The organism is Asanoa sp. NPDC049573 (assembly GCF_040676615.1).
In the GTDB taxonomy this organism is placed as follows: Bacteria; Actinomycetota; Actinomycetes; order Mycobacteriales; family Micromonosporaceae; genus Asanoa.
Genome location: NZ_JBFAPI010000013.1, coordinates 64,905 through 86,115, shown reverse-complemented (window position 1 = coordinate 86,115; position 21,211 = coordinate 64,905). Strand labels below are relative to the sequence as shown.

The following is a 21,211-nucleotide window of genomic DNA, read 5'->3' as shown; positions in this document are numbered from 1 at the left end:
GATGAGGGCCGAGACCGAGCCGACCGCGCCCGCCACCACTTGGCGGCCGCCACGCTTCTGGCTGTTCCTGCAATGGCTGGCCCGCTTCCTGATGCCGATCCTGGCGCGGGTCCAGGTCAGCGGCGACGTGCCGGCCGAGCTACGCCACGGCCCGCTGATCCTGGCCGCCAACCACATCAGCCCCTTCGACCCGATCGTGCTGACGGTCGCCACCCGCGTCCGCCGCATCGCCCCCCGCATCATGGCCACGGGCGGCCTGTTCCGGGCGCCGGTTGTCGGCCCGGCGATGCGCGCCGCGGGCCACATCCGCGTCGACCGCCGCACCGCGACGGTCGGCGACGCCCTCCAGGTGGCCGCCGACGCGGTGAAGGAGGGCTCGGTGGTGATGGTCTACCCGGAGGGCCGCATCGGCCTGGACCCGAACATGTGGCCCGAACGCGGCAAGACCGGCGCGGCCCGCCTGGCGTTCGCGAGCGGCGCCCCGGTGGTCCCGGTCGCACAGTGGGGCTCCCACGAGGTGGTCCCCTACGTGACATCGTTCAAGGGCATCGCCCGCGGCGCGGCCCGCGCGATGATCCGCCGCCCGATCATCAAGGTCCGCTTCGGCGCACCGATCGACCTGTCCGACCTGACCCCGGGCGTCCCGGGCTCGGCGCAGCGCGCCACGGAACGCATCATCGAGGGCCTGACCGAAACCCTGGCCGCGATCCGCCCCGACGAACCCGACGCTCCCCGCTTCGTCGACAAGACACGGCCCGCGGACCTGTCCCGCCGCTACCGCCGCCGCGGCTGACGCACGGCCAACCGCTGCCCGGCGGGTCGTCCTGCACCACGGCGGTCGCCGCCTGTGCTCGTCGTGCACCACGGCGATCGCCGCCCTGCCGCTGGCAGGGCCCGATCGCGGTTGTCCGCCACGCAGCCTGATCGCGGCTGTCCCGCCTCGGCCGACGCCTCGTTGTGCACCGCGGCCGTCGCCGCCTGGACCTGGTAAGGCCCGACCGCGGCTACCCCGCCGCGGTCGACGCACGGCTCCGTCCCGCCGTTACCGCCGGTGCCGCCGAGGACGGCCTGCCTCGCGGCCGGGTGATCCCGGCCGATGACCCCCAGAGCTGCCCGAAGTCTCGGGTCCGGCGTGGTGATTCGCCGGAGGTGCGCGGCGGCCTCGGCTCAGCATTTCCGCCCTTCTACTCACGAGAATCCGCTGCCACTGCCGCAGAGCCGATATCCACAGCGTCCGACTTATCCACAGGTGACGAGATCGCGGCCCCACCGCTCGCGACGGAACGGCATTGTCGGTCGTGCTCCAGATCGGAGCGCACGCGCCGTCGCAACCGGGAGGCCCGATGACCATGACCCGCCCGCAGGATCGGCTCTGCGACTGCCACTGCCCGACCCACCAGGGCTTCCGCCGCCCCGACTACACCGCCAACGGGTGTGCCTGCCTGATCACCTGCCCCACACAGCCGATGACCCTGCTGGTCGACCAGTGGCGCTGTGCGCTGTTTCTCCACCCCGACAACGGTCACCTGTGGTTCGTGATGTCGCTCGGCCACGGCCAGTGGGACTGGGAGTCGGCCAACGAGATCGACGACCGCGCCGAGGTCTTCGTCGCCGGTCAGACGATCGAGTCGTTGCTGAGCAAGATCACCGCCCTGGTCGCGGGGCCCGCGAGCCAGTCAACGCCGGCCGGTTCGCATGTCAGCGGCCGCTGAGCCCTCAGGTGTGCCGTTGGCTCAGGTAGGCCAGGACGGCCTCGCGGGTGGTCCGCACACCCAGCGTGGCCCGGGCCTGGGCGATGCGGCGGTTGGCCGTGCGCAACGACAGGAACTCGGCCGCCGCCGCGGCGGCGATGGTCTCGCCGTTGGCGAGGCGGTCGAGCAGCGCCCGCTGCTCCGGGATCAGCTCGCCGGGGCCGGCCGTGTCCGGGGCCTGTTCTGTCCCACCGGCGTCGCGGTGCACGGGCCCGAGCCGGGTCAGGTCGGCGAGCAGGGCACGGCCGATGTCGCCCCCGGTGTCGGTGATCGCGACGACGCCGGCGCCGCGCGCCGCGGCCAGCACGACCAGGCGTACGGTCTCGCGGTCGGGCACCCGGCCGAAGAGCAGCAACCGGTTGCCGGTCAGGTCCCACGCCTGCTCCGTCAGTGCGAAGCCTTCGCGGGTCACCCAGCCCGATCGAGACAGCCGGCGCAGCACCGCGGTGGCATCACCGGCGCTAGGCAGCACATAGCGGGGCTGCTCGTCGCTCACCGCCACACTCCCGTCACCGCCACACTCCCGTCATCGCAACTGTTCCAGCGCCATCGCGGCGGCCGCGGTGCGGGTGCGGGCGCCGAGCTTGCGCATCCCCGCGCGGATGTGGGTTTCCACCGTCTCGGCGGAGATGCCGAGCTGGCCCGCGATCCGCCGGCTCGGTTCGCCGCGCGCGACCAGGCGCAGCACGTCGCGCTCCCGTTCCGTCAGCTCCGAGCCCGATCGCGGCCCGCGCGTCTCCCGCCGCACCGAGTGGCGCCGCAACGCCCGCCGTGCCCGGCCGAGCAGCACCACCAGGCCAGCGGCCTCCGCGAGCTGCTCGGCGGCCAGCAACGCCGACACCGCGCGCTCCGGATCGGTCTCGTGCACACCGGCGGCCAGCAGGCAGCGCACCTCTTCGCGGACGACCAGGTCGTGCCACGCCGCCGCGGCCCGGTCGAAGCCTCCCGTACCCGACCACGCCGCGAGGGTCTCGCGGACCGCGGGCAGCCCAGCGGACGCCGCGTCCGTCGCGTCGAGATCCGCGGGATCCCGGTCGCCGGCGGCGCCGTCGTAGGCGGCCCAGCGCGCGGTGATCCGGCGCAGCCCGTCGACGAGCGGTGGTGCGGCCGCACCCGCGTCGGGTTGGGCGGCCAGGTCGGGCTGCCCGTCAAGCCAGGCCGCCTCACGCCCGACCCAGTCGAGCAACGCGGCGGCCGCCGGCGCGGGCGCCGCCGCCGCGAGCCGGGCGCGGGCCGGCGCGAGCAGGCCACCGTCGGCTTCGACCAGGCTGGCCGCGGCCACGGCGTAGGCCCGGGCCAGCGCCGGCACGGTCCGGTCGGTGAGGTCGGCGGCCCGGCGCACCACGTCGTCGGCGGGGGTGCCGGCCGGGTCGCCGCGCAGCGCCTCGCACCACAGGGCCGCGGCCAGGAAGCGCGCCTGCCAGCTGTAGGCCAGGTCCGCCGCACACGCCGCGGCCGCCCGTTGCGCGGTCTCGGCCGCCTCGGTCAACCGCCCGTCGGCGGCCAGGGTCTCGACCAGCAGCCAGGCACTCCACCGGGTCGCGAGCGGATCACCGGCCGCGGCGGCGGCCTCCGCGGCGGATGCGAGTCCGTACTCCCAGCCGGGCACCCGCCCGGCCGCCCGGACCGCGGCGACCGCGGCCCGCAGCCCAGCGTGGGCCGGCGCGTCACCGAGACGGGCCGCGGCGGCCAGCGCGCCCGCCGGGTCGGTGGCCAGGCGAGCCATCAGCAGCACCCGGTCGCGACCCGCACGGACCTCGGCGGGAGCGTCATCGGGGACGGGTGCCGCTGCGGCCCGCGCCCCCACCAGGTCGCCGACCTGCAGCAACGCCTCCGCCCGCAGCACCGCGGCGTCGACGCCGTGTGGGCCACCGTCGGCCAGCGCCCGCACCGCGGCCCGTGGTCGGCCGGCGTCGAGAGCCGCCGCGGCGGCGGCGACCCGGGTCGCTTCGCTGGGACGGGCGCCGGGCAGATCGCAGGCGAGCAGGAGCAACTCGGCCCGCTCGCCGGCGGTGGTAGCGCGTTCCGCCGCGTCGACGGCCCGGGCGGCCGCGGCCGCGTGGTCGCCGGCCGCCGCCAGATGCCGCGCGGCCTCCCGGTCCGGGGTCAGCTCGGCCAACCGCCGGTGCAGGGCGGCACGGGCAGCGGCGTCGAGCATCCCGGCCGCGACCTCAGCCAGGTACGGCGAGGCGGGCGCGACAAGATCGGTTCCGGGCCGATCGTGGACCGCTCCCACGGCCGCGACAACCTGGCCGCCGTTCGCGGGTCCCGTGCCGACCACACCTCGACCCGGCTCAGCCACCGGTCCGCCACGGAGAAGGCCACCATCCGAAGCCCCCTCGACACCCGGCCCACCCTTCACCGCATCCTGGCCCTCGACCACGACCGGGACGCCGCGGAGAAGGCCACCACCCGAAGCGTCCTCGACGCCCGGCCCGCCCTGGACCGCATCCTGGACGACCAACCACACATCCTGCCGGCGGTGCGGATCAACCTGCGCCGCACCGGCGTCGCCACCGACGCCCTCGACCCCAGACGCCAACCCGCCGGCGGGGACGATCAGGCCGGCGGCGCGGAGTTCCTCGACGCCGGCGCCGAGCAGGGCCGGACTCGCCGGTCGGCCGAGCAGCCCGAGCGCCGCCATCGCCGTGCGGCCCGGCCGGGTCAGATCGGCCAGGGCCTCGGCCACCGCGTAGGCGACCTGGTCGACCTCGGGCACATCCACCCCGACAAGAGCCGGGAACGCGTCGGTGGCATCCGGCCCGCGACCACCGGCGGCCGGGCGGCCGGACCCGGCGTGCCGGGCCAGCGCCGTCACCGCCAGCGGAATCCCCCCGGCGCGCTGGACGACCTCGGCCACCGCGGCGTCACCCAGCGCCGGCGCGACCCGCCGCGCCAGTTCGGTGGCCGCCTGAGCGGACAGCGGTGGCAACGCCAGCCACCCCGCGGAAGCGGCGCGCAACCCGGCGACCGCCTCGGCCGGCAGCCGGTGGGGTGTCCGCAGCGCCACCACCACCCGGGTATGCGCACCCAGCGCGGCGACAGCGGCGAGCGTCGCCGGATCGGCCCACTGGAGATCGTCGACGACGAGCAGCCCCGACCGGACCCGGGACCGGACCGCCTCGGCGAGCAACGGCACGTCGTGGGCCGGCAACCGGACCCGGACCGCGCGGGACAGGGCCAACGCCGGGACGTCCTGGAGCATCGCCAGACCGCCGCCCGCGAAGACGGGCCCGCGGAAGGACGCCGCGAGGTCGCGCAGCGCGGTGCTGCGGCCGGCGCCGGGCGCTCCGGTGAGCACGACCAGGCCGGGGCTGGCCAGCAACGCGCGGGCGCGGGCGACGGCGTCGTCGGGCGCCGTGCCGGCGGCGCGGTCGGCCACGCCGGTGCCCGGTGCGTGCGGCACTCATCCTCCCGACCCTCGGGGCCGCCGGCGACACATGTCCCGGTGGCACGAACATGGGATCCTGCCGCCGGCAGGATATTCGTAGTGTTGGTCGAGCCGACCCAGCCAGGAGGACCACGCCACAATGACCGCGCACCCCCGCCGGGCCACCGTTATTGTCGCCGACGGCCCGCGCCCTGACGAGCCCAGCAGGGGTGGCATGCCCGGTTGGGGCGGTTTGCAGGGGAGTGTCCGGGCGTGACGGCTCCGGTAGCGCTACGGCAGCTCGTCGCCGGGCTGTGCGACGAGGTCGGGCCGCGGCTCACGTCCGACGCCGCGCGCACCCAGGTCCGGCGGGTGCGGCAGCGGCTCGACGAGCCCCTGCGGGTCGCGATCGCCGGGCGGCTCAAAGCGGGCAAGTCGACGCTGGTCAACGCGCTCATCGGGCGCCGGGTGGCGCCGACCGAGGTCGGCGAGTGCACCCGGGTGGTCACCCAGTTCCGCTACGGGACCTCGGACCGGATCGACGTCGTACGCCGCGACGGCAGCCGCCTGAGCCTGCCGCTCGACGAAGCGGGGATGATTCCCCAGCGGCTCGGCGTACCCGCGGCCGAGGTGGCCTTTGTCGATGTTGCCCTGACCAGCGCCAACCTGCGCGACCTGACCGTCGTCGACACGCCCGGCCTGTCGTCGACCAACGCCTCGGTGTCGGCCGGCGCCCGCCGGTTCCTGTTCCAGGACGCGACGGCGCCGATCGACGACGGGCTCGACGCCGACTCCGCGGGGGCGATCTCCGGCGCCGAAGCGATCGTGTACGTGTTCACCCAGGCCGTCCGCGACGACGACGTGGCCGCGCTCGAGGCGTTCCGGTCCGTGTCGGCGCGGCTGGCCAGCAACCCGATCAACTCGGTCGGGCTGTTCAACAAGGCCGACAAGCTGGTCGAGGCACCCGCCGACCCGTGGCCGGTCGCCGAGCGGCTGGCCGGCGACCAGGCGCAGACGCTGCGCCGGGTGGTGTCGGGCGTGGTGCCGGTCGTCGGGCTGCTCGCCGAGACGACCGAGGCGGGGCGGCTGACCGCGGCCGACTGCGAGGCGCTGCGCGCGCTCGCGGGAATGTCGGTGGCCGAGCGTACGCTGCTGCTCGCATCTGTTGATTTGTTCGTGTCACGGCCCGCACCAGTGTCTGGCGAGCACCGGGAACGGCTGCTGACGCTGCTCGACCTCTACGGCATCGGGTTCTCGCTGGCCCAACTGGCCGCACGGCCGACGCTGGGCAGCGGTGACCTGGTGCGGATGCTCCACCAGGCGTCCGGGTTCCCGCGGCTGCGGCACACGCTCGACCACGCGTTCCGCTGGCGCACCGACGCGATCAAGGCCGGCTGGGCACTGTCCACGCTGGAGAAGGCTGCCGGGCACGCCGACAGCATCGCCGACCGGGAGGTGTTGCGCGACGCGATCGAACGGGTGCTGCAACGCCCCGAATACCACCGGCTGCGGTTGCTCGAAGTGGCGCAGCAGGTCAGCGGCGGTGCCGTCGAGCTGCCGACCCCGATGGAGCAGGAGCTGACCCGGCTGGCCCTGTCACACGATCCGCAGTGGATCCTGAGCATGCCCACCGCCGGGGTCGACGAGCTACGCAAGGCCGCGCTCGACGCCGCGGCCCGCTGGCGGGTGTTCGCGGTCGCGGGCGCCAGCCCGGCCCAGTCGCGGGTCGCGCTGGTCGTGCACCGCGGGTTCCACCTGCTCTCGCAGCGGCTCCGCGAGGGGGTGGCCCCGTGAACGGCCGCGTCTCGGGCCGGGCCCCGGGCAGCGAGGAGCGGGCATGAGCGACCTGGGTGCGCTGCTCGGTGAGGCCGTCGAGGGTTCGCTGGCGTTCCTGCGCCGGGCCGACGCCGACGCGGCCGCCGACATCGAGGAGATCCGCCGCCGCACCGTCACCCGGCCGTCGATCGTGGTGGTGGGCGAGACCAAGCGGGGCAAGAGCTCGCTGGTCAACGCGCTGATCGGGGTGCCCGACCTGTCACCGGTCGACGCGGCCGTCGCGACCGCGACCTACCTGGAGTTCGTGCCCGGCAACCCGCACGGCGCGCGCGCGTGGCTGCCCGATCGCGCGCAGCCCGTACCCCTGGAACTGGCGCAGCTCCGTGATTGGGCGACCACCCTGGGCCGGTTGCCCGACGGGGAGCGGCCACCGAGGCGGGTCGAGGTGACCCACTCGGCGCCGCTGCTGCAATACCTCAGCCTGGTCGACACGCCGGGCACCGGCGGCCTCGACCCGCTGCACGCCGAGATCGCCCTCGACGCGGCGGCCCGGGCCGGCGCGCTGCTGTTCGTCGTCGACGCGTCCGGGCCGTTCACCCGCCCGGAGCTGGAGTTCCTCATCGAGGCCAGCAAGCGGGTCAACGTGGTGGTGTTCGCCCTGACCAAGACCGACGCCTACCCCGGGTGGCGGACCATCCTGGCCGACGACCGGGCGCAGCTGCAGACACACGCGCCGCGGTTCGCGCAGGCGCCCTGGTTCCCGGTGTCGGCACGGCTGGCGCAGCTGTCGATGACGCTGCCGGCCGAGTCCGGCGCCGAGCTGGTCCGCGAGTCCCGGATCGCCGGGCTGCAGCACGCGCTGATCGAGCTGGCCGGCAAGGGCCACCTGCTGCGACAGGCCAACGTGCTGCGCGCCGTGCGCAGCGAGCTGGTGCGGCTCGACCTGCGGGCCGGCGAACGGATGGCGGCCAGCGACCCCGACCCGGCCGACGTCGCCAAGGCCCGCGCCGACCGCAACGCCCTCGCGGCACGCAAGCGGACCGAGTCGCGGCAGTGGTCGCTGACGCTCAACACCGAGACGCAGCGGGCCCGGGTGGAAGCGACCGGAAGGCTGCGGACGTATGTGGCCCAGCTGCAGGACGAGCAGCTCACCCGGATCGACAAGGCCAAGAGCGAGGAGCTCAAGGCGCTGCCGGGCGAGCTCGACACGGCGCTGCAGGCGCTGTCGGTGCGCTTGTCGCAGGATCTCGAGTCGCGGTTCCGTACCGTCGCCGAGAAGGTCCTGGCCCAGGTGTTCGGCGCCGACGAGCTCCAGTTCGTGCTGGCCCGGCTCAACGCGACGCTGCGGCACGCGCTGACCAGCCGCCCGCCGCGGGACACCGGCACCGACAACATGATGATCGCGATGTCGGCCGGCGGGATGGCGTTCATGGCCGGCCGCGGCGCGATGGCCGGCGCGTCGGCGTTGGGTGCCGGTGCGCTGCTCGGCGGCGGCCTGCTGGTGCCGGTCGCCGGGCTGGGTCTGGGGCTGGCCGCGGGGGCGTTCATCCTCTACCGGCGGCGGGCGCAGAGCGACCGGGCCCAGGCCCGGCTGTGGCTGCGCGACGTGCTCGGCGAGGCTCGGGCCGCCCTCTCCGACGAGATCATCCACCGGTTCACCGACCTGCAGTACGCGCTGACGCTGGCCCTCGACGACGCGATCGAGAAACGGCTCCAGCAGCTCGACGCGCACATCGCCGAGATCGACAAGGCGCTCGCCGACGACAAGGCCGACCGGGCCCGCCGCCGCGCCGCGATAGCCGCCGAGCGCGAGGCGATCCGCTCCCGCATCAAACAGGTCGACACGGTGCTGGTCCGGGCCCGGACCCTGGCACCCGCCGCCACCACCGACGACCAGGAGCTGTCATGAGCGACGACTGGAACTGGGACGACGGGCATTCCGGCCACGACATGCCGCCGGACGACCACGATCTCCACCACCACGACGACCCGGACCCGTTCGGCAGCGACCTGCCCGACGGCCTCGACGACCACGGCGTCTTCGGCGCCGACCCGCCGTCACACGACGACCTGCCCGATCTTCACCACGAGGACCTTGGCGGGTACGAGCACGACGGCGGCTTCGACGCCCCCGACCCGTTCGCGCCGGACGCGCTGGTCAGCGAGCACCACGACTGGTCGGCCGGGCTCGATGACGCCGGTGACGATTCCGCCGTCCACGACTCGGGGCTGTTCGCCGTCGACCCGGACGTGGCCGCCTACACCGGCGGGGTCTGGCCGGTTCACGAGTTCCCGGCCGCGCTGGAACTCGGCGACATCTCGCCGGTCGACGGACCACCGTGGACCGATCCGTCCACCTTGGGCACGGCCCCGCCGGACCCGGACCCGCTGCCGACGGACGTGCCCGACGTGTCGGAGCTGGCGTCGTATGCCGGCCTTGATCCGACCTCACCCAGCGCCGGGTGGGACGCGCTGTTGGGCTCCGACGATCCCGCGACGTCGGCGCTCGCCCGGTTCTGGGGTCGGCGGACGCCATAGGCTCGTCGGACCGTCTCGTTGCGGGCCCGTCGGGCATCGCCTCGACCCCGCGGTCGTTGAAGGTCGGCCTCGCGGGTTGAGCGGGCCGTGTCAGCAGAGGACGTCGGCGTCGTTCGCGGCGTCGACGGCGATGTCGTCGCCGCGAAGCCAGCGCCGGGTCCACAACCGTGCCGCGACCTCGGCCAGTTCGTCGCGGTCGGCCGCCTGCTCGACCAGCACCGCGGCGGCCAGCGCGTGGGCTGTGCGCAACGCCAGACCGCGTGCGCCCGCGACGACCGGTGCCGCGGTCGGATCGGCCGCCACCTCGGCGAAGCGGGACCCGAGGTCGCGGGCCACACCGGCGAGAGTGTCGGCCACCGCCGGCGACAGGCCACGGGCGAGGTCGGCGGCGGCCGCGACCCGCGCCACCACCGGGGTGGCGGCGTCGTCGCGGGCGACCGCGCGCAGGGCGTCGAGCGCGAGGACGTTGGTGGTGCCCTCCCAGATCGGCAGGACCTGCGCGTCGCGCAGCAGCCGCGGCACGCCGGTGTCCTCGACGTAGCCGGCCCCGCCGAAACACTCGACGTATTCGCTGGCCGACGAGACCGCCAGCCGCCCGGTGGCCAGCTTCGCCAGGGGCGCGACCAGCCGCAACTCGGCCGCGGCGGCCGGGTCGGAGCCGACCTCGACCCGGCCCAGCAGCGCGAACGCGTGCCCCGCCAGGGCGAACGCGCCGATCGCGTCGACGGCCAGGGTGGCCAGGGTGGCCCGGTGCAGCGGCGAGTCGAAGAGCAGGCCGCCGGCGACCTGGCGGGCCTTCGCGAACGCGATCGCGTAGTCGAGCCCGCGCCGCATCCCGCCGGCCGCCGCGGCGGCGTTGTGCAGGCGGGTGATGACCACCAGCGTCATCGCGCGGACCAGGCCCGGTTGCGTCGGGTCCCCGAGCGGGATGCCGGCGGCGTCGGCGAGCCCGATCTCCGCGGTCGGCAGGGCCCGGGTGCCGAGCTTGTCCTTGAGCCGGTGCACGGTCACGCCCGCGGCCGGCGCACCCGACGAAGCGTCGCCGGCGTAGCGGGGCATCAGGAACGGCACCAGCGCCCGGCTGCCCGGTCGGGCACCTTCGGGCCGCGCCAGGGCGACCGCCATCGCCGAGTCGGCGGCCGAGCAGAACCACTTCTCGCCGGTGAGCAGCCACCGGTCGCCGTCACGGCGGGCCACGGTCGACGAGCGGGCCAGGTCGGAACCGCCCTGCGACTCGGTCATCCACTGCCCGCTGGTGATCGCCGTGTCGGGGTCGGTGGACAGCAGCCGCGGCAGCCACCGGTCACGGACATCGGGGTCGACATCGCCGCGGGACAGCAGGGCGGCGGCGCCGTCGGCCATCGCGACCGGACAGGAGAACGTCGCCGACTCCGGGCCGTAAAGGTGCAGGAGGGCATGTTGGACGCTGCGGGTCGCGGCGCCCCAGGTGCCGCGGGCCCCGTCCAGATAGGGCAGGGCCACGACGGCGTGCCGGGCGGCAGCGGACCGCTGCGCCTGCCAACCCGCGGAGGTGTCGATCCGGTCGACCCGCGCACCCCACGGGTCGTAGCGGACCAGGGCCGGCGGATGCTGCTCCGCGTCGGCGTGCGCGGCCCGCAACGACCCGACCACGTCGGCGGCGAGGTCGGTCAGCCGCGCCTTCGCCAGTGCGTGCCCCGGCACGCCGAGCTGCCGGTCGAGCCAGAGCCGCAGGAACCGATCGCCGGCGTAGGGATCCTCCGGCGGCGGCAGCGGCTGCACGAACCGGGCCATGGGCGCTCCTTCGCGGCGGGAACGGGTTGGCCCCGACGGTAATCGACGCCAGCCCGGCCCGACCAGGCAACCGCTGACCATGCGCCCGACGGCTACGCCCAGTCGACGGACCCACCCCGACGGCTAGGGCGCAAGCGGGCCCGGTGCCCTCCGGCGCAGGCGGCCCGGGGGCCACGTCGCCGCGACCAGCGTTGTCGCGGCGGCGATGACCAGAGCGACCGCCCACCGGTCGTGGGCGTCGGCCCAGGCCGGGTCGCCGAGCTCGCCAGCGCCCCACTGCTGTTGCGGTCGAGGACGCGCACACCCTCGGCGGTGCGCGAACTCGCCTGGCCCGCCAGCCAGACGACCAGTGCGCCCGGGGCGCCGCACGCGACCGCGTTGCCGGCCGGCGCCCGGCCGGTGACGAACCGGTAGGCCACGCCCGCGGCCAGCACCGCCGCCGACTCGGCCTTGCCCCAGGTCGTGCCGATCGTGACGGACTCGGGCAGGCCGGCCGCCGCATCGCTGTCGCGCTGGGCCCGCTCGACGGCCTCCTCGTCGGCCGGCCCGAAGACGCCCGCTGCCACATAACCGTCGGCCCACACCCGCTGCCGCACGGCCAGCGGCGGCCCTGCGGTCGATGCGGCCGGCGGAACCAGGGCGGTGACGTCGCCGACCACGTCTTCCCACGCCGGTATCCACGCGGTGAAGTCGTCGAACGCGCAGTAGGTGACCCCGGCCCGAGCCTGGCAGGTCTCCAGCGCCGACGGGTCAGCGGTGGCCGCTGCCCGGGCCGCGCGCATGCCGGCGCCGCCGACGAACTGCGCGGCGCCGGCGGCCACCGTCACGGCGAGTGCCGCGGCCAGGGCCGGCAGTGCCAGCCGGGCCCGGGCGCCGGAGCGCAGCAGCGCGAGCGTCGCCAGCACCAGGGCCAGGCCGGCCAGGTAGGCCAGGTGCCGGCCGGACGGGCGGTCGACCAGTGCCGCGGGCAGGGCGAACGGCAGTTCGTCGGGCAGCATCGGGAGCAGCCGGCCGACGGTGCTGCCGGTCGCGACCGCGGCGAGCGAGACGAAGCCCGCCGCCGCGATGGCCACCGCGGCCAGTGGGGCGACGACCGCCGACCGGATCAGGCGGCCCAGCAGGACACCGGCGGCGCCGAGGACGGCGACGATGCCGGCCGGTATCGCCACGTCGGACACGTCGAGGACGCCGGCGCGACCGGGCAGTAGCGCCAGGGTCGTGACCTGCGCCGCGAAAACCAGCAACGCGAGGCCGGCGAGCGCGAGGACCGCGACCAGGAACGCCGCCGTGCGCCACGGCGGGGGCAGGACCAGCAGGTCGGACACCGCGTCGGTGCGGTGCCGTCGCTCGCGCAGCGTCGCCAGGTTGGCCACCACCAGGGCCGAGCCGCCGAGCAGCAGCGTCGCGGCCATCTGCAGCGTGACGACGTCGGCGTGCAGGACGGGGTAGTGGTCGGCGCCGGGTCGGGCCAGCACCCACACCCACGGGCCGACATGGAGCAGGACCGCGGCGACGGTCACCGGGTGGCGCAGCATCCGGACGGCCTCGACCCGGGCCAGCGCCAGCATGGCCCGTCGGCGGGTGGCCACGGCCGGCGCCGCCGGCACGGCCGGCAGGGCGTCGACGAGCGCCGTCATCACTGCCCCCTGCGGCCCGGCGACGCGCCCGGTCACGACTGGCCTTCGGTGGCACGCAGGTCGACCAGCGTCAGGTAGCCGTCTTCGATCGTCGGCTCCAGCAGCAGTGCGCCGGATGGTGGGTCGCCGACGTGGCGGTAGGCGCCCGTGCCGGTGCGCCACGACGCCAGGGCCCCGGGTGCGCGACTGTCGCTGGTCCAGACCCGGCCGGCGGCCAGGCCCGCGAGGTCGGCCGGCGCGCCGGTGAAGCGGACCCGGCCCTGGTCGATGACCACGACGGTGCGGCACAGCGACATCACGTCTTCGGTCTGGTGCGTCGACAGCAGCACCGCCCGGCCTTCGCCGAGGTCGGCGAACAGTTCGCGGAAACGCATCCGTTGCTCGGGGTCGAGGCCGACGGTCGGCTCGTCGAGGATCAGCAGCGCCGGGTCGCCGATCAGGGCCGCGGCCAGCGCTACCCGCTGGCGCATGCCGCCGGACAGCGCCCGCATCCGCTTGCCGCGCTGCGCGTCGAGGCCGACCAGGGCGAGCACCCGGCGCACTTCCGCGTGACGGGCGGAGCGCACCGTCAGCTCCTTGAGGATCGCGACGTAGTCGACGAACTCGAACGCGGTGAACGACGGGTGGAAGCCGGGGTCCTGCGGCAGGTAGCCGAGCCGGCGACGCAGCGCCAGCCGGCCCGGGCCGCTGAGCGCGTCGTGGCCGAATGCCTCGACGCTGCCGGCGTCGGGACGCACCGCGGTCGCCACCACCCGCAGCAGCGTGGTCTTGCCGGCGCCGTTGGGGCCGAGCAGGCCGGTCACGCCGGTGCCGAGCGACAGGGAGACCCCGTCGAGCGCGGTGGTGCGCCCGTAGCGCAGCACCACACCCTCCGCGCGGACCGCGACGTCGGTCGCGGAGCTCAGGGTCATCGGAACCTCCGGGTGGGTAGCACGTCGAAGACCGCGGCCCGGCGGGCCAGCAGCACGGAGAACAGCGCGACGGCGGCGAGCAGCGACAGTTGCCCTGCGGTCGAGAACGGCAGCGGGCCCGCCCACGACACCACCAGCACCCACACGGCGCCGACGCCGACCGCGGCGAACACGGGGCTGACCCGCGACGACAGCAGCAGCGTGGCGACGGTCAGGGCCAGCGAAGGCAGGAACCAGCCGGCGGTGAAGCCGGGCAGGAAGACGCTGGCGACCGCGCCCAGCATGATGTTGGCGGCCAGCACGGTGACGCACCGCAACAGCAGGAGCCGGAACCCGTGGACCGGAGACGTCACGGTGATCTCGTAGGTCGGGTCGATGCCCGGACCGAACGACGCCGCCACACCGAGCAACGGCAGCAGGGGCGCCACGCCGAGAAACACGGTGGGGTTGACGGCGTGTGCGACCAGCGCGGTCAGCACCAGCGTCACCCCGACCGCCGCCAGCCACGAGAGCCGCAGCGCCGGTGTGGCCGTGAGCAGGCGCGCGGTGTGGTCGGGCACCCCGACCGCGACCAGCAGCCGCTCGACCGGTCCGGGCCGTGGCGCGTCGAGGGCCGCGTCGAGCCGGGCCCAACCGTCGTCGACGGTCACGAAGGCGGCCACCCGGGAGCGGCAGCCGGGACACGCGGCCAGGTGCGTCTCGGTCGACCACAGCAACGGTGGCGCGAGGCCGCGACCGGCGTAGCGACGCAGGTCGTCGTCGGGAACGTGCCAGGTGCTCATGTCAGCTCCGCACGCAACTGTTGGCGGGCGCGCATCGCCCGGGACTTGACGGTGCCGGTCGGGATGCCGAGCAGGACCGCGGCCTCGGCGGTGGACAGGCCGTCGATGACGGTCGCCTGGATGACCGCGCGCAGCTCTGGGGACAGCCGGGCCAGGGCACCAGCCAGGTCGCCGTGCTCGACGCCGACCAGCACCTGCTCCTCGGCGGACGGCTCGTCGCGGCGCCGGAACCGGGCCAGCAGCCGGCCGAGCCGGTCGCGGGAATGTCGTTTGCGCAGGGCGTCGACCAGCCGCCGGGAACCGACCCGCCACAGCCAGCCGGCGACGTCGGCCTCGGGTGACGCGTGGAACCGGGCGGCGCCCCGCCACACGTCGAGGAACGTCTCCTGCACCACCTCGTCGACCAGCCCGTCGTCGGGGCACCGGTGGCGCAGCCGCAACGACAGCCACGGCGCGTGCCGCCGGTAGAACGCCTCGAACGCGGCCCGGTCGCCGCCGGCGACGTGGGCCAGCAGATCGGCGTCGGTGGGTGGTGGTCTCACATACTCTTCATCGGATCGGAGGGCCGATCCGGTTCGCGACGGGCCGAAGAATTTCTCACATGCCCGGCAGGGCCGGCTGCGGGACGACGGAACCCAGCTCACCGGCCATGTAGTGGCGCCGGCACAGCACCTGGTAGCGCACGTCCGCGTCGGCCGCCGTGTCACCGATCACGACCTGCTCACCCGAGCGGGCCACCACGCCGTTGACCACCCGGGCGTTGAGCTGCCCTTCGCGCCCGCACCAGCAGAGCACCTCGACCTGGATCCGCTCCACCGTGTCGGCCAGTTCGAACAGCCGCCGCGCGGCCGGAAACAGCACGGACCGGAAGTCGGTGGCGAGACCGAACGCGAACACGTCGACGTCGTAGCAGTCGACCAGCTCGACCATCTGCTCGATGTGGCGCTCCTCGTAGAAACAGGCCTCGTCGCAGATCAGATAGTCGACACCGACACCGGCGGCCCACTTCGAGCGCACCAGTTCGACCAGATCCAGGTCGGACGTCACCTCGACGGCATCGTGCGCGAGCCCGATCCGGGTGGTGACCCGCGGGCCGAGCGAGCGGTCGATGCGGGTCAGCACCAGGCCGCGCCGCCCCTGCCGGGCGTGGTTGTAGTTCATCTGCAGCGCCATCGTCGACTTGCCGCAGTCCATCGGACCCCAGAAGAACTTCAGCGCCGCGCCGTGGCGCAGTCGCCCGTCGCCGGCGGCGTGGCAGGTCGCGGACAGTGCGGAGTCGTCGGTCACGATCCGGCAGCCTAACCGCCGGAAACGCGAGAACCGCTCACAGCACGCGCGGCGGCGTGTTCCCGGCGGCCACGATCGCCCGGCGGATCGGGACCGCCAGCAGCAGGAAGAAGCCCACGACGAAGAAGAAGACCAACGACACGATCCCGACGCGGTACGAATCGGTGAGCTGGAACACCAATCCGAAGGCCAGCGGCCCGAGCCAGCTCGTGCCCTTGTCGCTGATTTCATAGAAGCCGTAGTATTCGCCCTCTTTGCCCGCTGGGATCAGCTGGCTGAACAGCGACCGGCTCAGCGCCTGGCTGCCGCCCAGCACGATGCCGATGCACGCGCCGAGGATCATGAACGGCAGCGGCTCCTCCGCCGGTAGCCAGAATGCCGCCACGATCACCGCGATCCACAGGATCAGGCTGAGCAGCACCGTCTTCCACGCCCCGACCCGCTCCGCCAGCCGGCCGAGGGCGAGCGCGCCGCCGAATGCCAGGAACTGCACGATCAGGATCGTCACGATCAGGGTGTTCTGCTCGAGTTTGAGCTCCTCGGTGCCGTATTGGCTGGCCAGCGTGATCACGGTCTGGATGCCGTCGTTGAACACGAGGAACGCGAGCAGGAAGAACAGGGTCAGCGGGTACGCCTTCAGGTGCCGCAACGTGCCGCCGAGCTGCCGGAACCCGTCGGTGAGGACGTTGCCGCGCGGCGGCGGCGTCGTCGCGTCGACGACGATCGGCCGGTCGCGCAGCCACAACAGCGGCAACACGGTGAACGCGGCCCACCAGATGCCCGCCGACACGATCGACCAGCGGGCCAGGTCGAGGGTGCGCTGGTCGTTGCCGTCTTCGCTGAGCAGCATCACCGCGACCAGGTTGAGCAGCAGCAACAGGCCGCCGCCGAGATAACCGAGGGCCCAGCCGCGGCTGGACACCTTGTCGCGGTCGTCGGGCGCGGCCAGTTGAGGCAGGAACGAGTTGTTCACCACGAACGCGGCGCCGAACGCGATGTTCGCGATCAGGAAGAGCAGCCCGCCGAGCAGGTAGCGCTCGCCGGTGACGAACGCGAACAGGATCGTCGCCAGCGAGCCGACGAACGCGAAGCCGCCCAACAGTCGCTTCTTGTAGGGGGTGCGGTCGGCGATCGCGCCCACGATCGGCAGCACGAAAACCTGGAGCAGGACCGACAGCGAGATGAGGTACGGGTAGAACGAGCCGGCCGCGATCCCGATCCCCAGTGGATGGACCCGGCCGGAGCACTCGTCGGCGCCCAGCGCGCAGCCGGCGGCGAGTTCGGTGACCGTGGTCAGGAACGGCCCGAGGAAGACCGTGATGACCGTGGTCTGGAAGGCCGAGTTGGCCCAGTCGTAGAAATACCAGCCCGACCGCTCGCGCCGCGTGCTCGGTGGCGGCGCGGCGGCGACGGAGGTGGCGGCGGTGACCTCGGCCATCGGTCGTCCTTTGGTCAGGCGGGCCAAAGGCCGCGGGCGGTATAGACGTCGCGTAACACGTCGACGCGATCGGTCATGATGCCATCCACGCCGAGATCAAGTAACTGGTGCATCGGGTCGGGTTCGTCGATCGTCCAGACATGGACCTGCAGACCGAGCCGATGCGCGTACGCGACGAAGCGGGCGTCGGTGACGGTGAGCCGCCCGTAGCGGACCGGCACCTGGGCGGCGACCACCGACGGGTGGACCCGGACCGCCCGGGTGCCGCGGGAGGCCAGCCAGAGCCGGGTCACGCCGCGCATGCCCAGCGAGGTCGCGACCTCCGGGCCGGCGAGGGCGCGGACCCGGGCCAGGCGCGAGTCGCTGAAGCTGGCCAGCAGGACCCGGTCGGCGGCCTTGCCCTCGCGGACCGCCCGCACGGTCGGTTCGATGCCCGGCGACGCCTTCACGTCGATGTTGAACCGCACCTGCGGCCACGCGGCCAGGACATCGTCCAGCCGGGGTACGGCGGCCGCGCCCGCGATGCGTACCGTGTCGAGGTCTTTGATCGTCAGGTCCCGGATCCTGCCCGGTTGGCCGGTCAGCCGGCGCAGGTCCGAGTCGTGGAAGACGACCGCGACGCCGTCGCGCGTGCCGTGTACGTCGGTCTCGACGTAGCGGTAGCCGAGATCCACCGCGCGCGCGAAGGCCTCGACGGTGTTCTCGTCGCCGTCGGCGGCGCCGCCCCGGTGCGCGAAGGCGAGCGGCGTGGGCGCGTCAAGGTACGGATGCACGCGACGGAGTATGCCGGCCGAAACCGACGATAGGGTGACGGCCATGCGGGCGGTTGGCATAGATTTCGGCACTTCGCACACGGTTGCGGTGGTCGCCGTCGATGGCGCGCCGGCCCGGCCGCTGTTGTTCGACGGCTCGCCGCTGTTGCCATCCGCGGTCTACCTGGACCCGGGCGGGCGGCTGGTCGCCGGCCAGGACGCGGTGCGGGCCGCGCGGCTCGACCCGGCCCGCTTCGAGCCCAACCCGAAACGCCGGATCGACGAGGGTACGGTGCTGCTCGGCTCGACCTCCGTGGCGGTGTCCGCGCTGGTCGGGGCCGTGTTGACGCGGGTAGCCGAGGAGACGCGGCGGTGGGCCGGCGAGGCCTATTCGGTGGTGTTGACGCATCCGGCAGGGTGGTCGTCGGTGCGGCGCGGGGTGCTGGTCGCGGCGGCGGCGTCGGCCGGGCTGCCCGGTACGCCGTCGCTGTTGCCGGAGCCGGTCGCCGCGGCGCGCTATTTCACGGCGGTGTTACGCGCGACCGTGCCGCCGGGGTCGGCGCTGGCGGTCTACGACCTGGGCGGCGGCACGTTCGACGCGGCGGTGGTGCGGCGCTCCCCCGCCGGGTTCGAGGTGCTGTCCGCGCACGGGCTGCCCGATGTCGGCGGGCTCGACCTCGACCAGGCGCTGGTCGAGCATCTGGGTGCGGCGTACTCGCCGACGCGGACGGCGGTGTGGGACGCGCTGCTGACGCCGACCGACACGGCACACCGGCGGCAGCGGGCGCTTCTCTACGACGACGTGCGCGGCACCAAGGAGGCGCTGTCGCGCACGTCGTCGGCGGACGTACACGTGCCCGGGTTGGAGGTCGCGGCGCACGTGACCCGCGACGAACTCGAGGCGCTGGCGAAGCCGATGCTGGCGCGGACGGTCGACTGCCTGGGCCGGACGATCGCCGACGCCCGGCTCGCCGAGGAGGATCTCGTCGGCGTGTTCCTGGTCGGCGGCTCGAGCCGGATGCCTCTCGTGGCCCGGATGATCCATCAGGAGCTGGGCATCGCGCCGACGGCCCTCGAACAGCCCGAGACGGTCGTGGCCCAGGGCGCGGTCTGCCTGGACCCGCCCAGCCACCGGGTGCCCGCGCAGCGGCGGCCGGTCGCTCCGCAGGCCTCGCCGATGCCGGGGCCGGCGGGTCCCGTGGTCGGACCGGCGTCGGCGCCCAACGGTCCCGCCGGCGGGCCGGGGCATCCGGCGCCGGCGAGTCCCGCCGCCGGGCCGGGGCATCCGGCGCCCGCCAGTCCCGTCATCGGGCCCGGTTATCCGGCGCCGGCGAGTCCGGCGGTTGGTCCTGCCGTGCCCGCCCAGCGCGGCCGGGCCCGGCGACCCGCGTCGACGGCGGGCCGCGCGGGGTTGGCCTGGGTCGTGGTGCTCAGCGTGCTGGTCGCCGCCGCCGCGGTCGTGTTGGTGGTGCTGCTCGCCGACGGGTGACGCGGGCTACGCCGGGGCGTACACGTGGACGACGTTGTCCGATCCCGGAAAGGTCCGGATGCCTGTCAGCCGCAGCCCCGTGGGCGGGTGGAGGAACGCCGGGTCGCCGTCGCCGAGGACCACCGCGCCGACCATCAGGTGGATCTCGTCGATCAACCCGTCGGCGAGCAGTCCGTTCCACATCGTGCGGCTGCCGAACACCAGGATGTCGCCGCCCGGCTGCTCCTTGAGCGCACGCACCGCCGCGGCGGCGCCGGCCCGCCGGACGATCGTGGTGGTGTCCCGCCACACGCCGGTCTGGTCCGCGGTGAGCCGGTCGGAGACGACGACCTTGCCGATCGCGTTGTCAAGCCGGCTGATCTCCCGGTTGTCGGCCGAGAGGGCCCGGTTGTCGCGATCGTCGGGGGCGTCGGCGATCCCCGGCCAGTAGCCGAGGAAGCCGAGGTAGCTGTCGCGCCCGAGCAGCAGCGTGCCGGCGGCGCGGAGGCGTTCGACGTTGTAGGCGTCGAACGCCGCGTCCATCGGCAGGGCCATGACGTTTCCGCCCGCCCCCGCGCTGTACCCGTCGAGCGAGACGATGTTGCTCACGATGATCTTCCGCATGGTGTCCTCCAAGGGTCTTTACCCGTGCAGAGACACCCGGTGCCGCGAACTCATCGCTGAGCGGGAAGAAATTCCAGCAGCCCGAGTACGGCCGGGTCGATGAACCCGGTGATCTCGGCGATCCGCCCGTCCCGGACGGTGAGCGCGTTGACGGCGCTGAGCGCGTAGGCCCCGTCCCTCTGCTGGTAGCAGGCGAAGCCGAGCTGCCCGTTGACCGGCACCGGAGTGAGCCGCCACGCCGACGCGAAAAGCCGGTCGGTGAGGAACCCGGCGACCGCGTCGACCCCGTCGAACCACGCCGGCAGCGGGGGCATGGTGAACCGCGCGTCCTCGGCCAGCAGACTGACCAGCTGTGGGACGTCGGCGCGCTCCCAGGCCGAGACGAACGCGTCGACCAGCTCCCGGCACCCGTCGTCGCCGAGCGCGGCCAGCTCGTCGCGCTGCGACGGCCCGGTCACCCGCTCGTCGACCGTCTTACGAGCGCGCTGCAGGGCGCTGTTGACCGACGCGGTCGAGGTGTCGAGCAGGTCAGCGACCTCGGCGGCGGAGAACTCGAGCACCTCCCGCAGGATCAGCGCCGCCCGCTGGTTGGCCGGCAGGTGCTGCAGGGCGGCCACGAAGGCCAGCTCGACCGCCTCCCGCCGCAGGTAGCGGTCTTCGACGGGCTCCTCCACCCACGGTTCGACGAAGACCGGACCGGCGACCGGTTCGCCCAGCTCGTCGGTGCTGAGTCGGGACGGCCCGTACTCGGCCGACAGCAGCCGCGGTCGACGCCGCTGGGCGAGCCGGATGCTGGCGTGGGTGGCGATCCGGTAGAGCCAGGTCCGCACCGAACTACGCCCTTCGAACGCGCCGAACCCCCGCCAGGCCGCGAGCAGCGTCTCCTGAAGCGCGTCTTCAGCGTCCTGCATCGACCCGAGCATCCGGTAGCAGTGCGCCAGCAGTTCCCGGCGATGGTCAGCGACGACCCGCTCGAAATCCATCCGCCCATCATCGCCGGATGCGTCGCCGCTCACGGCTCCCTCCAACCGCAACCCGACCAAGCGCGTCCGCACCCGACCAGCGCGGGGCGGCACGCTCCGCCCGACCCGTCCGCACCCGACC

At 74.3% G+C, this 21,211-nt stretch carries 18 protein-coding genes; 6 read left to right on the top strand and 12 right to left on the bottom strand.

Annotated elements, in window-relative coordinates; all coding sequences use genetic code 11:
- Position 1 precedes the first annotated feature (1 nt).
- Positions 2–793, top strand: a complete 792-nt coding sequence (locus tag AB0J74_RS26345; RefSeq protein ID WP_363452409.1) for a lysophospholipid acyltransferase family protein — start codon at positions 2–4, stop codon at positions 791–793.
- A 550-nt stretch (positions 794–1,343) separates the two neighbouring features.
- Complete coding sequence (locus AB0J74_RS26340) at positions 1,344–1,712, top strand: hypothetical protein (RefSeq protein WP_363452407.1); 369 nt, start codon at positions 1,344–1,346, stop codon at positions 1,710–1,712.
- Between the two features lie 4 nt (positions 1,713–1,716).
- Here AB0J74_RS26340 and AB0J74_RS26335 read toward each other — a convergent pair whose 3' ends face one another.
- Positions 1,717–2,247, bottom strand: a complete 531-nt coding sequence (locus AB0J74_RS26335; protein WP_363452405.1) for a LuxR family transcriptional regulator — start codon at positions 2,245–2,247, stop codon at positions 1,717–1,719.
- 30 nt (positions 2,248–2,277) lie between these two features.
- Positions 2,278–5,157 carry a LuxR C-terminal-related transcriptional regulator gene (locus AB0J74_RS26330; protein ID WP_363452403.1) on the bottom strand — a complete coding sequence of 960 codons (2,880 nt, stop codon included), beginning with the start codon at positions 5,155–5,157 and terminating at the stop codon, positions 2,278–2,280.
- 237 nt (positions 5,158–5,394) lie between these two features.
- Here AB0J74_RS26330 and AB0J74_RS26325 point away from each other — a divergent pair, with 237 nt between their 5' ends.
- From AB0J74_RS26325 to AB0J74_RS26315, 3 genes are read left to right on the top strand one after another with little or no spacing between them, the layout of a single operon-like run.
- Positions 5,395–6,915 carry a dynamin family protein gene (locus tag AB0J74_RS26325; RefSeq protein WP_363452401.1) on the top strand — a complete coding sequence of 507 codons (1,521 nt, stop codon included), beginning with the start codon at positions 5,395–5,397 and terminating at the stop codon, positions 6,913–6,915.
- 43 nt (positions 6,916–6,958) lie between these two features.
- Entirely contained in the window at positions 6,959–8,806 is a 1,848-nt protein-coding gene (locus tag AB0J74_RS26320) for a dynamin family protein (protein WP_363452399.1), read from the top strand.
- The gene (locus AB0J74_RS26315; RefSeq protein ID WP_363452397.1) at positions 8,803–9,435 is read left to right on the top strand and encodes a hypothetical protein; all 633 of its coding nucleotides are present in this window, start codon (positions 8,803–8,805) and stop codon (positions 9,433–9,435) included. Before AB0J74_RS26320 ends, AB0J74_RS26315 begins: the two co-directional genes overlap by 4 nt.
- Positions 9,436–9,525: 90 nt before the next feature.
- Here the strand turns inward: AB0J74_RS26315 and AB0J74_RS26310 are convergent, their stop codons facing one another.
- From AB0J74_RS26310 to AB0J74_RS26275, 8 genes are all read right to left on the bottom strand, one after another.
- Positions 9,526–11,208, bottom strand: coding sequence for an acyl-CoA dehydrogenase family protein (locus AB0J74_RS26310; RefSeq protein WP_363452395.1), 1,683 nt, complete (start codon positions 11,206–11,208; stop codon positions 9,526–9,528).
- 92 nt (positions 11,209–11,300) lie between these two features.
- A complete protein-coding gene (locus tag AB0J74_RS26305) occupies positions 11,301–12,845 on the bottom strand; it encodes a hypothetical protein (RefSeq protein ID WP_363452393.1) in 1,545 nt (514 codons plus the stop codon).
- Between the two features lie 32 nt (positions 12,846–12,877).
- Positions 12,878–13,756, bottom strand: coding sequence for an ABC transporter ATP-binding protein (locus AB0J74_RS26300; RefSeq protein WP_363452391.1), 879 nt, complete (start codon positions 13,754–13,756; stop codon positions 12,878–12,880).
- Positions 13,753–14,538 carry a hypothetical protein gene (locus tag AB0J74_RS26295; protein WP_363452389.1) on the bottom strand — a complete coding sequence of 262 codons (786 nt, stop codon included), beginning with the start codon at positions 14,536–14,538 and terminating at the stop codon, positions 13,753–13,755. The genes AB0J74_RS26300 and AB0J74_RS26295 overlap by 4 nt, the downstream gene beginning before the upstream one ends.
- Positions 14,535–15,080 (bottom strand): RNA polymerase sigma factor, encoded by a 546-nt coding sequence (locus tag AB0J74_RS26290; protein ID WP_363452387.1) that lies wholly within the window; start codon positions 15,078–15,080, stop codon positions 14,535–14,537. The genes AB0J74_RS26295 and AB0J74_RS26290 overlap by 4 nt, the downstream gene beginning before the upstream one ends.
- Before the next feature lie 55 nt (positions 15,081–15,135).
- Positions 15,136–15,807 (bottom strand): thymidine kinase, encoded by a 672-nt coding sequence (locus AB0J74_RS26285; RefSeq protein WP_363452712.1) that lies wholly within the window; start codon positions 15,805–15,807, stop codon positions 15,136–15,138.
- Positions 15,808–15,862: 55 nt separating this feature from the next.
- Positions 15,863–17,263, bottom strand: coding sequence for an MFS transporter (locus tag AB0J74_RS26280; RefSeq protein WP_363452385.1), 1,401 nt, complete (start codon positions 17,261–17,263; stop codon positions 15,863–15,865).
- Positions 17,264–17,277: 14 nt separating this feature from the next.
- Positions 17,278–18,081, bottom strand: a complete 804-nt coding sequence (locus tag AB0J74_RS26275; protein WP_363452383.1) for a glycerophosphodiester phosphodiesterase — start codon at positions 18,079–18,081, stop codon at positions 17,278–17,280.
- Between AB0J74_RS26275 and AB0J74_RS26270 the strand changes: the two genes are divergently transcribed.
- Positions 18,080–19,504 (top strand): Hsp70 family protein, encoded by a 1,425-nt coding sequence (locus tag AB0J74_RS26270; RefSeq protein WP_363452381.1) that lies wholly within the window; start codon positions 18,080–18,082, stop codon positions 19,502–19,504. The two genes, AB0J74_RS26275 and AB0J74_RS26270, sit on opposite strands and share 2 nt — an antisense overlap.
- A 6-nt stretch (positions 19,505–19,510) precedes the next feature.
- Here AB0J74_RS26270 and AB0J74_RS26265 read toward each other — a convergent pair whose 3' ends face one another.
- The gene (locus tag AB0J74_RS26265) at positions 19,511–20,107 is read right to left on the bottom strand and encodes a dihydrofolate reductase family protein (RefSeq protein WP_363452379.1); all 597 of its coding nucleotides are present in this window, start codon (positions 20,105–20,107) and stop codon (positions 19,511–19,513) included.
- A 50-nt stretch (positions 20,108–20,157) separates the two neighbouring features.
- Complete coding sequence (locus AB0J74_RS26260; RefSeq protein WP_363452377.1) at positions 20,158–21,090, bottom strand: RNA polymerase subunit sigma-70; 933 nt, start codon at positions 21,088–21,090, stop codon at positions 20,158–20,160.
- Positions 21,091–21,211: the final 121 nt, after the last annotated feature.

Bases quoted from the DNA above. Each gene is read 5' to 3' on its own strand.
- AB0J74_RS26320 (WP_363452399.1), top strand. From the start codon at position 6,959: ATGAGCGACCTGGGTGCGCTGCTCGGTGAGGCCGTCGAGGGTTCGCTG.
- AB0J74_RS26260 (WP_363452377.1), bottom strand. From the start codon at position 21,090: ATGGATTTCGAGCGGGTCGTCGCTGACCATCGCCGGGAACTGCTGGCG.
- AB0J74_RS26345 (WP_363452409.1), top strand. From the start codon at position 2: ATGAGGGCCGAGACCGAGCCGACCGCGCCCGCCACCACTTGGCGGCCG.
- AB0J74_RS26295 (WP_363452389.1), bottom strand. From the start codon at position 14,538: ATGAGCACCTGGCACGTTCCCGACGACGACCTGCGTCGCTACGCCGGT.
- AB0J74_RS26275 (WP_363452383.1), bottom strand. From the start codon at position 18,081: ATGGCCGTCACCCTATCGTCGGTTTCGGCCGGCATACTCCGTCGCGTG.
- AB0J74_RS26340 (WP_363452407.1), top strand. From the start codon at position 1,344: ATGACCATGACCCGCCCGCAGGATCGGCTCTGCGACTGCCACTGCCCG.
- AB0J74_RS26300 (WP_363452391.1), bottom strand. From the start codon at position 13,756: ATGACCCTGAGCTCCGCGACCGACGTCGCGGTCCGCGCGGAGGGTGTG.
- AB0J74_RS26315 (WP_363452397.1), top strand. From the start codon at position 8,803: ATGAGCGACGACTGGAACTGGGACGACGGGCATTCCGGCCACGACATG.
- AB0J74_RS26270 (WP_363452381.1), top strand. From the start codon at position 18,080: ATGCGGGCGGTTGGCATAGATTTCGGCACTTCGCACACGGTTGCGGTG.
- AB0J74_RS26265 (WP_363452379.1), bottom strand. From the start codon at position 20,107: ATGCGGAAGATCATCGTGAGCAACATCGTCTCGCTCGACGGGTACAGC.
- AB0J74_RS26305 (WP_363452393.1), bottom strand. From the start codon at position 12,845: ATGACGGCGCTCGTCGACGCCCTGCCGGCCGTGCCGGCGGCGCCGGCC.
- AB0J74_RS26310 (WP_363452395.1), bottom strand. From the start codon at position 11,208: ATGGCCCGGTTCGTGCAGCCGCTGCCGCCGCCGGAGGATCCCTACGCC.
- AB0J74_RS26280 (WP_363452385.1), bottom strand. From the start codon at position 17,263: ATGGCCGAGGTCACCGCCGCCACCTCCGTCGCCGCCGCGCCGCCACCG.